General features: G+C 38.5%; 15 protein-coding genes. 2 read left to right on the top strand and 13 right to left on the bottom strand.

Annotation, left to right across the window (positions count from 1 at the left end):
* Positions 1-11 precede the first annotated feature (11 nt).
* From lpxB to ACFIMC_RS03475, 13 genes are all read right to left on the bottom strand, one after another.
* A complete protein-coding gene (lpxB, locus tag ACFIMC_RS03535) occupies positions 12-1,208 on the bottom strand; it encodes a lipid-A-disaccharide synthase (RefSeq protein ID WP_375612130.1) in 1,197 nt (398 codons plus the stop codon).
* Entirely contained in the window at positions 1,201-2,073 is an 873-nt protein-coding gene (locus ACFIMC_RS03530) for an LpxI family protein (protein ID WP_375671958.1), read from the bottom strand. The genes lpxB and ACFIMC_RS03530 overlap by 8 nt, the downstream gene beginning before the upstream one ends.
* Positions 2,074-2,075: 2 nt before the next feature.
* Entirely contained in the window at positions 2,076-2,900 is an 825-nt protein-coding gene (gene lpxA, locus ACFIMC_RS03525) for an acyl-ACP--UDP-N-acetylglucosamine O-acyltransferase (protein ID WP_375609506.1), read from the bottom strand.
* 24 nt (positions 2,901-2,924) lie between these two features.
* Positions 2,925-3,392: a 3-hydroxyacyl-ACP dehydratase FabZ gene (fabZ, locus tag ACFIMC_RS03520; RefSeq protein ID WP_375612128.1), complete on the bottom strand. Its 468-nt coding sequence runs from the start codon at positions 3,390-3,392 to the stop codon at positions 2,925-2,927.
* Between the two features lies 1 nt (position 3,393).
* Positions 3,394-4,440: a UDP-3-O-(3-hydroxymyristoyl)glucosamine N-acyltransferase gene (lpxD, locus tag ACFIMC_RS03515; protein WP_375612127.1), complete on the bottom strand. Its 1,047-nt coding sequence runs from the start codon at positions 4,438-4,440 to the stop codon at positions 3,394-3,396.
* 65 nt (positions 4,441-4,505) lie between these two features.
* A complete protein-coding gene (gene bamA / locus ACFIMC_RS03510; RefSeq protein WP_375613471.1) occupies positions 4,506-6,902 on the bottom strand; it encodes an outer membrane protein assembly factor BamA in 2,397 nt (798 codons plus the stop codon).
* A gap of 202 nt (positions 6,903-7,104) precedes the next feature.
* On the bottom strand, positions 7,105-8,253 hold the full coding sequence (locus tag ACFIMC_RS03505) for an RIP metalloprotease (protein ID WP_375671959.1): 1,149 nt from the start codon (positions 8,251-8,253) through the stop codon (positions 7,105-7,107).
* 15 nt (positions 8,254-8,268) lie between these two features.
* Positions 8,269-9,084 (bottom strand): phosphatidate cytidylyltransferase, encoded by an 816-nt coding sequence (locus tag ACFIMC_RS03500; RefSeq protein WP_375671960.1) that lies wholly within the window; start codon positions 9,082-9,084, stop codon positions 8,269-8,271.
* Between the two features lie 732 nt (positions 9,085-9,816).
* On the bottom strand, positions 9,817-10,377 hold the full coding sequence (gene frr, locus ACFIMC_RS03495) for a ribosome recycling factor (RefSeq protein WP_273790667.1): 561 nt from the start codon (positions 10,375-10,377) through the stop codon (positions 9,817-9,819).
* 37 nt (positions 10,378-10,414) lie between these two features.
* A complete protein-coding gene (gene pyrH, locus ACFIMC_RS03490; RefSeq protein ID WP_273790666.1) occupies positions 10,415-11,134 on the bottom strand; it encodes a UMP kinase in 720 nt (239 codons plus the stop codon).
* A gap of 156 nt (positions 11,135-11,290) precedes the next feature.
* Positions 11,291-12,214, bottom strand: a complete 924-nt coding sequence (gene tsf, locus ACFIMC_RS03485) for a translation elongation factor Ts (RefSeq protein WP_273790665.1) — start codon at positions 12,212-12,214, stop codon at positions 11,291-11,293.
* A 102-nt stretch (positions 12,215-12,316) separates the two neighbouring features.
* The gene (gene rpsB, locus ACFIMC_RS03480; protein WP_273788135.1) at positions 12,317-13,096 is read right to left on the bottom strand and encodes a 30S ribosomal protein S2; all 780 of its coding nucleotides are present in this window, start codon (positions 13,094-13,096) and stop codon (positions 12,317-12,319) included.
* Positions 13,097-13,263: 167 nt separating this feature from the next.
* Positions 13,264-14,100: a cell envelope integrity EipB family protein gene (locus ACFIMC_RS03475; RefSeq protein WP_375612121.1), complete on the bottom strand. Its 837-nt coding sequence runs from the start codon at positions 14,098-14,100 to the stop codon at positions 13,264-13,266.
* Positions 14,101-14,245: 145 nt separating this feature from the next.
* Between ACFIMC_RS03475 and ACFIMC_RS03470 the strand changes: the two genes are divergently transcribed.
* Together ACFIMC_RS03470 and ACFIMC_RS03465 are read left to right on the top strand one after the other, a co-directional pair.
* Positions 14,246-14,707: a RidA family protein gene (locus tag ACFIMC_RS03470; RefSeq protein ID WP_375607219.1), complete on the top strand. Its 462-nt coding sequence runs from the start codon at positions 14,246-14,248 to the stop codon at positions 14,705-14,707.
* A gap of 134 nt (positions 14,708-14,841) precedes the next feature.
* Entirely contained in the window at positions 14,842-15,264 is a 423-nt protein-coding gene (locus tag ACFIMC_RS03465) for an HIT family protein (RefSeq protein WP_375607220.1), read from the top strand.
* Positions 15,265-15,269 lie beyond the last annotated feature (5 nt).

The raw sequence follows: 15,269 nt of genomic DNA, 5'->3' as shown, positions 1-15,269 counted from the left end.
TATTGCTTTATTTATACAATTTTATTCCTGCTTTTTAAAAGAGTGATAATTGTTTGTGCGCCAACAACCCCCGATGGTACTTCAGTTTTCATTTTCTGTTCTACCATCTCAAAGGAATCAAGTTGTGCCTGTCGCAATAAAGGATTAGCCAAAAGTTGTTCTACCTGTCTTGCTAACATGCCAGGACGGATTAATTCATTCAAATATTCCGAAACAATAGGCTTATCAGCAATAATATTTGGAAGAGCAGCACTCCATAACATCATTTTAGGAAAAATAAATAATTTAGAAAAGAAATCAAGTTTATAGCAAAGAACCATAGGAACTTTTGCTAAGGCTAATTCAAGTGAAACAGTTCCATGTGCAGCAAGAGCAACATTTGCTTGTGCAAAAGCACGCCATTTTTCATCTTCACCAACTACAATTTCTATCTTGCTTTTCCAGCCCTGCACAAAGTCCCGGATTCTATCTACCAAATGAGGTAAGGTTGGTAAAATAATACGTAAATGAGGAATACGTTGTACAAGAATCTCTACTGTTTCTCGAAAAATAGGCATTAAGGAACGAATTTCTGAATTGCGTGATCCTGGCAAAATAACTAATGTAGGCGATAATGTTTGTGTATCGATCAAATTTCTTTGTTCTAATTGGCTTTTTTTTTCTGACTGAACTCTCAAAAGGGGAGGATATGTCAAAAGACGATGTCCAACATAAGTCGTGGCAGGGCCTCCCAAATCTTGCATAATCTTTTCTTCAAAAGGAAAAACCGCTAAAACATGATCAACAAATCCACACATAGCTTTTGCACGCTCTGGCCTCCATGCCCAAACGGTTGGTGCAATATATTTAATGATAGGAATAGAAGGCGCTAAAGCACGTACCTTTTTTGCAATACGATGCGTGAAATCAGGACTATCAATAATAATTAAACAATCAGGTTGTTCTTGTGCAATAAATTTGGATAAATTGCGAATATGTAGCAACAACAATGGTAGTTTTTTCAACACCTCCTTTAAACCTATTAAAGCAATATCATGGGAATCAAAAAAGCTTTTTAAGCCTAATGCCTTTAAATGGCTCCCCCCAACACCAATCAAATGAATATTGCATCCTATCTGTTGTGATAAACAAGAAATTAGATCGGCCCCAAGTAAATCACCAGATTCCTCACCTGAAACCACTGCAATCTTTAAGAAACAATTATTCATGACCAAACTTTTCAAATGTCTCTATAAATAAAGAATATTTGTTGGCTTTTTCTATTGTTGTTTTCACTGATAATATTAGACTTCTATTTGCCTCCACCGCAACACCAGATAAACCACTCTTTGCAATATTCATTATTGTCGCGGGCCCAATTGATGGCAAATCAACGCGATTATCCTGTTGTGGTTTTGCGCATTTTACAAGAATGCCACCTTTAAGGGGAATTTGCCCTCTTTCTCGCATTTCACAAATACGCCACAACATATTATCAGTTCCCTCAGCGCCCTCTAGAGCAACCACCCTTCCTTGGACAACGACAACGGCTTGCCCGATATCTAATTGACCTAAAAGCTTTGCTGCTTCTACTGCTAAAAAAATATCTTTTTTCTCTTTTGGAGTAGCGCGCCGTACTGTTAAATTAAATTCTATGGGAGCTAAAAGATCTGGGACTATTTCGTGAGCACCGATAACACAAAAACCGTGTGCTTCAATAACCCGTATAAAAGCTTTTAATAACGCATCGTCTCCCCTCTTCAAAGCTCCGATTAACTTAGGAAGAGCTAAAAATGTTGTCCAGTCCAGTCGCAATTGTTTAAGAAGTGGACGCTTTTTCACACCACCTGCCAAAACAACATTATATACACCAGCCTCTTTTAAAATTTTAACGAGTCGTGCTAACTCTACAATTGATAGCTCGCAATGCTCATAGCGATAAAGAACAGAATCTGCCTCACCATGCAAAAGCACAAGAAAAGGATTTTCTCCATTCTTCTCAAGAGTCTGCGCAACAGTAATCGGTAGAATACCATTTCCTGCTATAATAGCAGTACGGCCGGAAAGAAAACTTCTGGCTCCCCAAATAGGCATTTTTAATCCTTATGTTCTTTTATTCTAACACCTTCAAATTTTGGTGTGCAATAAAAACGCTTTCCTTCTTCTTTAATAAAATTAACAACTTCAGAAACAGACTGAGAAGAAGAATAGAAAGAAGCAACATCACTGACACGCTCTTTAAATGGTTTGCTATGATCAAAAAGCATAGCAACCGCATGACGGAGTGCATGAATATCTTGACGCTCAAGTCCTGCACGCTTCATGCCAATAATATTGAGTCCAGCAAGTTTTGCCTGCACACCAACAGCTGTTCCATAAGGTATCAGATCACCAACCAGTGCAGATACGCCGCCGATAAATGCATGGTGTCCAACACGAACAAATTGATGAACAGCAGCACCACCACCAATAATCACATAATCACCAATAGTAACATGACCAGCAATCATTGCGTTATTGGCAAATGTTACATGATTGCCTACATAACAATCGTGAGCGATATGCGCATAACAAAAAAATTGGCAATTATCACCAACAACTGTCATTCCTACACTCGAATCGGAACCCCTATGCATTGTTACACCTTCACGAATCGTACAATTCTTACCAATAAAAAGAGTTGTAGCCCCTCCTTTATGTTTATTATTTTGCGGATCTGCCCCCAAAACGGCATGAGAAAATACTTTACTCTTGGCTCCTAACGTTGTCTTTCCCATTATTACAACATGACTTGTCAAACTACATTCATCACCAATAACAGCCTCTGAACTAATATGGCAAAATGGTCCAACGCGTACATTCTCACCAAGCTGCGCTCCCTTCTCCACAAGAGCAGTTGGATGGATTTTCGTACCGGACATTTTTTAATTCCCATCAAATATCGTTTATGCTTCTTCGACAATCATCGCAGCAATTTCTGCTTCAGCGACGCGAACATCTTCTACTTTTGCAACACATGAAAAACGTCTCATACCAGATCTTTTTTTCAAAAGCTGAACATGGATTTTTAGCTGATCACCAGGCATAACCGGCTTACGAAATTTCGCATTATCAACCGTCATAAGGTAAACTAAATTTGTTTGCTTATTGCCTAAATTTAAAAGTGCTATTGCTCCTGCCGTTTGTGCCATAGCTTCTAAAATCAAAACTCCAGGCATAACAGGCTTTGAGGGAAAATGTCCCATAAAATGTGGCTCGTTAATCGTTATATTTTTAATACCAATCGCTTCTTGTTCACCATCAATATCAACGATACGATCAATTAATAAAAATGGATAACGGTGCGGTAATATTGATAATAGTTTTTCAATATCGACAGCCTCTAAGTTTTTAGTTTTTTCACTGCTGATCATATCAGCGTTTCTCCTTTTTAACTTTTCCCATACTGCGCAATGCCGCTACTTCACGAAACCATTGTTTAAATGGTCGCGCTGGACTACCTCCCCATTTTTCGCCATCCGGAATGTCATTCATAACACCACTACGAGCAGCAATCTGAACAGATTTACCTATTATGATGTGATCCGCTACTCCCACACTTCCGCCAAGCTGAGACATATCCCCTATAGATGTACTTCCCGCAATGCCACATTGAGCGGCAATAAGACAATAGCGTCCAATTTTGACATTGTGGGCAATTTGTACAAGATTATCAATCTTGCTTCCTTCACCAATAACAGTATCTTGAAATGTTCCACGATCAATTGTCGTGTTCGCACCAACTTCTACACCATCCTCAATAATAACGCGACCAAGCTGTGGAATTTTCTCGATTCCAGAAACGCCCCCAACATAACCAAAACCATCTTGCCCAATGCAAACACCAGGATAAAGCTGAACCTTATCACCTATTATAGAACACTGAACTGTTACCTTAGGAGCAATATAGCAGTCACATCCAATACGGCAATTTTCACCGATAACAGCTGTGGATGAAATAAGAGTTCCTGCACCAATCTCAACATTTTTACCAATAACAGCTCCCGCTTCAATACACACATCATGTGCCAACTTAGCCGTTGGATGAATATGCGCATGCGATGAAATCCCCTTCTGCCCCAACCAAGGCATTGGCTTGACAGAATCTGGAAACAAAATACGACCAATCTGAGCAAAGTCACGCTGTGGTGTGGATGTCACCAAAATTGCCATAGTTTCGGGAACTTTAAAAACAATCTCATTCGTACACAAAACAGCAACAGCAGAACTGTCCAGTAAAGCATCAGAAAACTTCCGATGCTCTACAAAAACAAGCGAACCTTCCACAGCACTCTCAAGTGAAGAAAGAGTATTGATAACTTTATGAGAAAACTCTGGATTAAGAAGCTTTGCACCCGTCAACTCAGCAGCATTTGCAACTGTCAATCGTCGGGACGGCGTAAAAAAAAATGTATCCGCCATCAAAACACTTTCTCTCCCAGCTTAAGCTATTCTCTTCAAGTTTTTCCTTCTTAAAATCGCTCAAATCAGAACTTCGTAGAAATACCAAAGTTCAATTGTTGCAAACGATCACCTTCCTGCTTCGTTATTGGCCAAGCATAATCAAAACGCAAAGGACCAAACGGAGAATCCCACATCAAACTCACACCTGCAGATGAACGCCAAGCACTTTTGGTATTGGTAACAGACGGTTCACCCTTAAAAACGGCTTTATAATTATTGCCATAAAGCGTGGCAATATCCGCAAATAAAGCACCGCGCAACCCAAATCCTTCAGGCACGACAGGGATAGGGAACTGTACTTCAGCAGTCGCATTCATATATGTCGTTCCCCCCAAGAAATAAACCTCACCCTTACTGGAAACCTGACGCGGACCTATTCCATTATATTTGAACCCTCGAATCATATCAGAATTTACTTTAAACATATCGAAAATACGAACACCATCTCGGCCCATTCCGTGGATATAACCACCCCCAAAGGAAAGCAAACCAACGATATCCTTCTGGTCAGAAAGAGTCTTGTACATCATCGCCTTACCCGTGGTCTTCAAGAACTTTGCACTCCCACCAAGCCCTGCATATTCCTGAAGCAGATGCACGTACCACCCATCATGGGGGGATCTCATATCATCAATCGTATTATAGGTGAAACCATAACTAATTGATGAACGTTTCCAAGGGCTGTGTTTTGCAGCTTGAACAATCGCACCAGAATATTTCCCATATAATTCTATTATGTCACTCTCTTTGTCAAAATCATACTCTCCGCCAAAATCATATTCTTCCTGCACATAAGAATAAGCTACATTAGCAGATAATTGATTATTAATAGGTAACGAAAACCGCAGCGATCCACCTGTCTGCCGTACATCATAGGCTTTATCAGCACGATAAGTACTACGAAAAACATCAACACCAGCAGATAAACGATACCCTAAGAAATAAGGATCAACAAATGATAAATTATAATTACGAGATTTTTCTTGCCCCGCACCTAATCCTAAACGAACATATTGACCACGTCCCCCAAGATTACGTTCAGTAACAGAAACTTCAAGTGACATACCAGGACTTGTTCCCCCTGTTGTATACCCTCCAGAAAGAGAAAGATCTCCTGTTGAAGCTTCAACGACATCTATTACCAAAACAACTTGGTCAGATTGATCTGTAGGAACCATTGAAATATTAACGGCTTTGAAGAAACCTAAACTTTCTAGACGACGTTTTGCCCGCTGTAATAAAGTTTGATTGTAAGCATCTCCTTCGTTTAAATCAATCTCACGGCGAATGACGTAATCACGCGTTTTCTCATTGCCACGTATATCAATACGTTGAATATAAGCACGTGTACCCCGTTCAATATTATATAAAATTGAAATTGTATGATTTGCTAAATTACGATTTCCCCGCGGTTCAACTTTAGCAAAAGCATATCCCGAATCAGCAACTTTGTTATTAATAGTTGCAACAGACTGTTCAATATCTTCTGCACTATAAACATTACCTGGCTGGGTTTTAAGCATCCTTTTCACAGATTGAACGTCAATTCCATCAACATCACTTTCAACCTGAATATCGCTAATTTTATAGAGCGCACCCTCATCAAGAACGAAAGAAATTTTATACGTATTGCTTGCTGCATCAAAAGTTGCTTTAGAAGAGACTACACGAAAATCTGCATAACCACGGTTATAATAAAAGCGACGTAAAGCTTCTTCATCAACAGCGAGGCGCTCTTCACTGTAAACATCACCTCCCAACAACTTCGAAAAAATTCCTGAAGTTTTTGTTGAAATCACATCACGCAAACGACGACTTCCAAAGACATTATTTCCCTTAAAAGTGATATCACCAATCTTTGTTTTTTTCCCTTCAACGACATTAAATACCACATTAACCCGCCCTTTTCCAAGGTTAATCGTTTGAACGTTAACAGTGATATTATTACGACCAAGAGTTTTATAAGCCTCACGAATTGTATTTATATCAGCAGAAAGCTTAGCAGAATTAAAAGGCTCATTCGGTTTTAAAGAAATAAACCGCTTAAGATCTGGGTCTTTAAAAGATTTATTTCCTTGAAACAATATTTGATTGACAACCTCATATTCTTTTACGAATACAACCAATTTATCACCCACCGGATTTATTTTAACATCATAAAATAAACCCAATTCGAAAAGGTTCTTCACAGCACTATCAACATCACCACTGGAAACACCTTGCCCAACCTTAATCCCCATATTGTCTCGAATCGCCTGAGAACTTACAAACTTATTCCCACGAACCTCAATAGAGCGGACTACAGACGCTTGTATTTCTCCGACCGCAGCAATTGACATAAAAACCGTTGCTGGGGCAAACATCCCCATCTTTAACACCAATACAGATGCTGCATTTAAAAACTTTGAATTCGTAGTCATTGGCTTTTTTACCTTACTCTCGTTCCTTGGACATGATGCCTTAAAAGCTAACTGCCATAACAACCTTTTTACAGCGAGACTTTTCATTCCTTAATTACTCATTATAATGTACAACGCCACAACATTTTGTAGACATGGTAAACAACCTTCAATTTGTTTTTGCTATTATTACTTAATTTATAAAGCGTTTTCCATAATTTAATTAGCTAAACCAACAAAAATAATCATTAAAAAAGACAAAGATCATAAAAAGGAGAAGAATGGAAAAACCTAAACGAAAAACGATTCCCTGAATTTTAGCAGATATTTTCCTCCCAGTAATGACCTCAATGACATGCAATAAAAGATGCCCACCGTCAAGCGGTAGAATCGGAAAAAGGTTAATAAGCCCAACACTTATTGAAAGAAAAGCTGCCAAATTCAACAAAGAGATAAAACCTGTCTCGCTCACTTTCCAAGCAATTTTAACGGTTTTAGAAGGTCCACTTAGCCGACAACGATCCTCTTTGCCTCCTATTAAACGACTCATAAAAAGAACGGTTTGAGTGGCGATAAACACAGTACGGTCTGACGCTTTTCTTACAGCTGTTACAAAACCATAGCGAATATGTTTTATATAAGTTGGATCTAAACGTGCAGGATTATTTAAATCAACAGGAACACCTACACCTATCATAGCACTTCGTGTTCGATTACCAAATCCATCATCTCGCTCAACGACTTTCGGGGTAATCAGCGTTGTAAAGACTCGCCCCATGCGTTCTATTTTAAACTCTATGGGTTCTCTTCCGTGAAAAGCTACATAATTCATCAAATCTTCAAAGCTTTCAACCCGTCGTCCATCCATTTCAACAAAACGATCACCTAATTCCAAACCGGATTGAAGAGCAGGGCTATCTTTTACCAAAGAACCAACAACGGGCTCAATGGCTACACGACCATAGATAAAGAAAAAAAATGTTAGAATAACAACAGTAAAAAGGGCATTGAAGAAAGGACCGGCAAAAACAGTTGCTGCTTTTTTCCAAGCATGCGCACTAGCAAATGAACCATCAACAATCAGAGATGATTGGGATGATTCCGTATCGATTTTTTCCTCATCCCCAACAAATTTTACATAACCTCCTAAGGGGATAAGTGCTAAACGCCACTTCGTGCCATGCTTATCTGTATAACTCGCTATTTCTGGTCCAAATCCAAGCGAAAAAATTAACGCCTTAATACCACACCACCGACCAATGAGATAGTGCCCAAATTCGTGCACAAAAATGATAATCATAATGATGAAAAGAATACTCAAACTTCTTAAAAGAAAATCACCCATAGTGACGATATGATTTAAAAGTTCCAAACTATCTTCTCCCAATTAGATCATACTAAAAAGATTAAAAGGCGCATCCATATCAGACATAAATGAACCAATTAAATAAAGAAGAAAAGCTGCCCCTACCAATCCATCTATACGATCCATAAAACCACCATGTCCAGGCAATAAAGAACTAGAATCTTTAACAGAAAACCGTCTTTTGAGCCATGATTGCCCTAAATCACTCAATTGTGAAACAATTGACAAAACAAGTGTAAGGAGTGGCACAAAAAAACTGGCTAAATTTATATCAAAAAATCCAAAAGCAACCCATATACCACCGAAAACTCCGACAAATGTACCACCAAGTGCTCCTGACCATGTTTTATTAGGAGAAAATTGTGGTGCTAATTTAGGGCCCCCTAATGCACGTCCGATAAAATAACCACCAATATCTGTTCCCCACACTATCGTAAATAAGAAAATAACAACTTGGAACCCCAACATTTCATGATCCCGTAGAAAGCATAAAGCAACAACAGGAAAAGATGCATATAAAAAACCACAAAAAACCCAACCACTCTTTTTTATAGATATAATAGCTAACACTGTAGCTAAAACGATTAAAACACAAAAAATCAATGAAGCAGATACACTCAATACTAAAAAAAAGCCAAAGATTAAATAAAAGATACTTGCTAATATTTTTTGTAAAATACACCATTTCTCTTTAGTAATACTTATCCACTCATAAAGAACAAAACCGCCAATACACCATACAAATAAAAAAAAGAAGTTTCCTCCCAACCATGTTAGATACAACGCAATAATGCCAAAAACAAAAGCTGTCAGAATACGATAAACCAAATTAGACAAAACAACATCCAAACAATAAAAATAGAAAATACAAGCTCTAAAATTAACGCAAGAAAAACTCCCCTACGCAGTATTTTTATCTCATACCTGTATAATTTCTCTTATAATTTATCATAAATAATTCAGTCTACTAAGATAGCGCTTATGAAACTAATAATCAATGAAAACAGCTTCAAAAATCTCCGTCAAAATTATAAAATATTTTTTTAATATTTTCTCAAATATAAAATGAAAAAGCAGTTACCTCTGCCCCATACAAATTAACTAATATAGGTTTCGTATAAAAACACTTTTCTATCAACTATTCGTCATTAAAAAATGAATTACGCCACATAACATCTGCTTGATCAATTATACTCACATGTTTTATAATGAGAAATAAGAGAAAGGTTAGACTTGTTTTTTTGCATTATATTCTTTCCTCAACCTTCATCTTAGAATATTTGAATAATTTCTAATAATGCTTTCATTATGCATTTTAATAAAGACGTGCTCAACTAAAAACCCGCACCATGCTGTTAAATAGTGTCTCCCAGCAAAGGGCATGATTTATCACGCAGACTAAAAAATTAAAACATCTGCCCTTTCAAATCAGTCTCTCCCATATCAAAATGATAGAACACCTTCCTGCATCACACCTTGCTACCACAGAGCACACCACTCCCCACAATTATCCCTAGAAACAATTTACAGGCTGGGAGTAAATATCCTTTTTCTAGTGACAAAATCGTCTTAAACGTGCATAATTTCAGATTCTTTTACGGCTAAAATTTTATCAATATCAGCAATAGTTTCATCCGTGAGTTTTTGAACTTTTTCAGACAAACTATGGGCTTCATCTTGTCCAATTTCACCATCTTTTTCTAACTTTTTCAAATTGTCCAGACCATCCCGACGAACATGACGTGTAGCAACACGCGCTTGCTCTGCATAGTGATGCGCAATTTTTACAAGTTCTTTACGGCGCTCTTCATTCAATTCAGGCAAAGGAATACGTAGATTCGTACCATCAGTTATGGGATTTAAACCAAGACCAGAATCGCGAATAGCGCGCTCTACAGCTCCGACCATCGTTTTATCCCATACAGAAACAGAAAGCATCCGAGGTTCGGGAACAGAAATATTAGCAACCTGATTTATATGCACAACAGAACCATAAGATTCAACGGTCAACGGTTCTAATAAACTGGCCGATGCACGTCCAGTCCGCAAACCACCTAATTCATGTTTAAAAGCCGTAATGGCACCATCCATGCGACGTTTCAGATCATCCATAATTGATGTAACATTCATATTTCTGTCTCCTTCAATTGTCCTTTGAAGCTTACCCTTATTCCGATACTATTGTAAAGCGTCCTGTTCCATTCAAGACCTTAGCCAAACCGCCTTTTTCATGAATGGAATACACAATAATCGGTACATTGTTCTCACGTGCTAAAGTGACCGCCGTTGAATCCATAACAGATAATCCCCATTGCAAAACTTCAACATGTGTTAATTGGTCAAAACGCTTAGCCGTAGGGTCTATTTTTGGATCTGCTGAATAAATACCATCAACTTGTGTTCCTTTAAGAAGGACATCCGCACCAATTTCTGCTGCACGTAAAGTAGCAGCAGAATCAGTGGTAAAAAATGGATTTCCTGTACCACCTGCAAAAATAACAACTTTTCCCTGATTCATATAAGCTATTGCTTTACGTTGCGAGAAGCTTTCACAAATTTGTGGCATAGCAATCGCAGAGAGTACAACAGTTTCAACCCCTAATTTTGTCAAAGATGTTCGCAATGCTAAAGAGTTAATAGCAGTTGCAAGCATTCCCATATGATCACCTGTCACTCGGTCCCCACCATGCGAAGCAACAGCAACGCCACGAAAAATATTTCCCCCACCGATAACAACCGCAACTTCTATCCCCATTGTGCGCACTTCTGCAATATCAGCGGCAATACGGTCTACAACAGAAACATCAATGCCAAAATTCTGCCCTCCCATAAGAGCTTCACCAGAAGCCTTTAAAAGAATACGTTTATACGGAAGTGCTAATGCCATTCATAATCTCCCCAAAAGCACATTTATTTTCGCTTTTGACACCACGAAGGGCACCACTTTTTTCACGTGACGCCCTCTCAACAATTACATTGTTCCCCTCAGAGATTCTACAACCAACGATATGACTTTAAATCTCTGTTCAAGAGTTTGCAATAACTAGCCTTTTACAGCAGCAGCAACCTCTGCAGCAAAATCAGACTCCTCTTTTTCCACACCTTCACCTAATGCAAAACGAATAAAGCCTGTAATTTTTGCTGGAGCACCAATTGATTTCTCAGCATCCTTTAAAGCGGCCTCAACAGTTATATCAGGATTCATAACAAAAGCTTGAGAAAGCAAAACAACCTCTTCAAAAAACTTACGCATACGTCCTTCTACCATTTTTTCAATGATATTTTCAGGTTTTCCAGACTGACGCGCTTGATCTGAAAAAATTGCTTTTTCTCGCTCAACAGCAGCAGCATCAACATCTTGTGCTGTAAGTGCTAATGGATTGGTTGCCGCAATATGCATCGCGACCTGCCGACCAAAAGCAAGAGCAGCCTCTTTATTTCCTGTTGTTTCAATCGCAACCAAAACACCAAGTTTTCCAAGCCCATCAGCCACACTATTGTGTATATAAGTCGCAACAACACCATTCTCAACAGACAATTTAGCGGAACGACGAAATGTCATATTTTCGCCAATTGTACCAATTGCATCTTTAATCGTAAGCTCTACAGTCTTCTCAGAACCTGGATAAAGAGAAACAGAAACAGATTCAACATCCCCTAGCGTATCTAAGGCAGCAGTTGCTACTTTACGCACGATGTCTTGGAATCCATCATTGCGCGCAACAAAATCTGTTTCAGAATTAATCTCAACCAAAACTGCATGTGAATCTTTTGATACGACTCCGATTAATCCCTCAGCTGCTGTACGACCAGCCTTTTTATCTGCTTTAGCTATTCCTTTTTTACGAAGCCAATCAACAGCAGCTTCCATATCACCATTGGTCTCTGCTAGGGCGGCTTTACAGTCCATCATACCAGCGCCAGATAGTTCTCGAAGTTCTTTTACTTGTGCAGCAGTAATGCTCATATTTGCCTCTTTATTTTATAACAGTGAAAGCGTGCAAAATCCCTCTGCACGCCTATAACTTCTTCTTTAGACAATAAAAGTACCTTAATTAGGCATTTTATATTATTCAGAAACTTCTGAAACTGCATTTTCTTCCAAAATAGGCTCCACAGGTGCATCAACTTGAGCTCCTAAATCGATACCCATTGCTCCTTGCTGGCGTGCAATACCATCAAGAGCAGCACGGGCAAAAAGATCGCAATAAAGAGAAATTGCACGTGAAGCATCGTCATTACCTGGTATTGGATGTGTTACGTCATCGGGATCACAATTGGTATCAATAATAGCAATCACTGGAATACCTAAACGCTTTGCTTCTTGGAGTGCAATATTTTCTTTATTCGTATCGATAACAAAGATAAGATCTGGAACAGAACCCATATCTTTAATACCACCAAGCGCACGATTAAGCTTTTCACGATCACGTTCAAGATTTAAACGTTCCTTTTTAGTAAAGCCTTGCGCTTCAGCAGCAAGAATTTTGTCAAGCTTCCGCAAACGATGGATCGAATTGGAAATCGTTTTCCAGTTTGTGAGCATGCCGCCAAGCCAACGTGCATTAACGTAATACTGAGCGGAACGATTCGCCGCATCTGCGATAATGTCAGATGCTTGCCGTTTCGTACCAACAAAGAGAATACGACCACCACGCGCTACAGTATCTGAAACAAGTTTAAGTGCTTGGTGTAAAAGTGGAACGGTCTGAGCAAGGTCAATAATATGGATATTATTACGCTGACCATAAATATAGGGAGTCATTTTGGGATTCCAGCGATGAGTCTGGTGACCAAAATGCACACCGGCTTCTAAAAGCTGGTGCATAGTAAAATCGGGTAGTGCCATAAATCTTATCCTTTCCGGTTCAACCTCCGCGGAAAAAGCAGGAAGACCTGCTACCGGCGGATGCTTGCTAGAAGTTTCTCACAGATCATTTGCAAACACCCAGACTCCGCGTGTGGAATAGCGCAAACATACTAATATTTGATTCTTTTTCAAGTTATTTTCTTTAATCATTTAATATTTGCATTTTCACATTGATTAAGATCTTTTCCAAGTTCCAAGAATTCGAGACTGTTCAATTTTGCACGCACTGAAAAAGTTCCATAATCTATATGAAGATCACGCATGACACCATTCTCATGTAAGAGAAAACTGCTACGATAAACCGGCAAACCATCTTTATTTTCTCCATCATCAAAATAAGAAATTGTAACAGGCCAATATTCTTCTTCATCCAATTTTCTTACTTTTTCCGTTTCGCTATCAGATAAAAGCGTCTTCTTTTCCCCTATGACGATACTTTCTTTTATAACTTTATCTGCTTTATTTGTCCCATCAAATACAGTAACATTGTAAAAATGATCTCCTGCTTTTGCATGGCGGATAATATTTTTTAGTTGCATCATTGGAAATTCAGCCATTGCAAGCTTATACTCTTTTTCCTTTGGCTTTTTTAAGGTAACTGTGATACCATCTTGCGTACGCTCCGCAACCCCCTCGGCACGATGCACAACCTCTTCTCCCTCTTGATCTGTAATATTAAAACGAAATGTACGGCTGTCTCCTGTTTCATAACTCGTCGTCTGTTGATCCGTCAAACGTACTGGCATATCTTCAATGTGAACACGGCTAATGAAACGAAAACGTGTGCTATAGCCTTGGCATGCCGAACCAGTAAGCTCGTAAACCATTCGTCCTGACATCGCAGAAATTGTCATTTCATGAGAAACACTATCGAGATGAAAATCATAAATTGCTCGATGAGGCACAATAAAAATGCGCTCTTCAGCTCTCGCAGTACATAAAAAAACAATATATAAAATTATTATAAATAATGATCTAATCATTCCCAACTTCCGAACTTTATCCCCGTTGCATAACATCATACAATAAGGCAAAAAAGGTTAATTTCTCAATTAACCACACATTTTCTTAAATCAAAAAATAGATTATGCAATGAATATATTATAGAGCAGCTATGGAGTTAAAATTATGACCAATATGATTGAAAAAAACTTAGAAAAATTCGGAATCACTCTTCCTGAAGTAATCTCCCCCCTTGCCAATTACATCACCACTTCACAAAGTGGCAATCAACTCTTTATTTCTGGACAACTCCCTCTTATTAATGGAAAACCAATAGCCATCGGTAAAGTTGGTGCAACTGTGAATACCGAACAAGCCCAAAAAGCATCTGAAGCTTGCGCTCTCAATATTCTCGCGCAACTCAAGGCAACTCTGGGTGACTTAAATAAAATAAAACGTGTGGTCAAAATTACTGTTTTTGTGGCTGTAGATTCTCATTTTACCGATATTCCTTTTGTTGCCAATGGAGCTTCTAATTTATTCGTCAATATCCTTGGTGAAATTGGAAAACACGCCCGTTCTGCTATTGGTGTTGCCTCTCTTCCTATGGATGTTCCTGTAGAAGTTGAAGCCATCATAGAAATCTAAACCTTCATTAAGACAGTGCATTATCCTAAATATAACTGAAGTCAAAATACTTCTTTGTCTTACACTCTGATAAACCTTGCATTTTTTCGTTTTTAAATTAGAATCTTAAACTTACGATAAAAGGAAATATTTGTATGAAACAAGCTTATGACAATAACAATATTTTTGCTAAATTGATTCGCAATGAAATCCCTTCTGTTCGGGTCTACGAAGATGATGATGTTATTGGATTTATGGATATCATGCCACAGGCACCAGGTCATACGCTGGTCATTCCTAAAAAAGGCTCTAGAAACTTACTTGATGCAGATCCTGAAACATTATTTCCTGTTATTAAAGCTGTTCAAAAAATTGCAAATGCTGTCAAAAAAGCCTTTCAAGCAGATGGCATAACTGTCATGCAATTTAATGAAGCAGCTAGTCAACAAACCGTCTATCACCTTCATTTTCATATTATACCACGTATGGAGGGAATAGAGCTTACCCCTCATAATGATATGGTAACGCCTCCAGAAATACTTGAAGAGAATGCAAAAAAAATTCGTGCAGCTTTATAACACAC

The sequence above is a fragment of the Bartonella sp. AP21QHHD genome (genome assembly GCF_042196205.1).
Classification (GTDB): domain Bacteria; phylum Pseudomonadota; class Alphaproteobacteria; order Rhizobiales; family Rhizobiaceae; genus Bartonella.
This window is presented reverse-complemented; position numbering and strand designations above follow the sequence as displayed.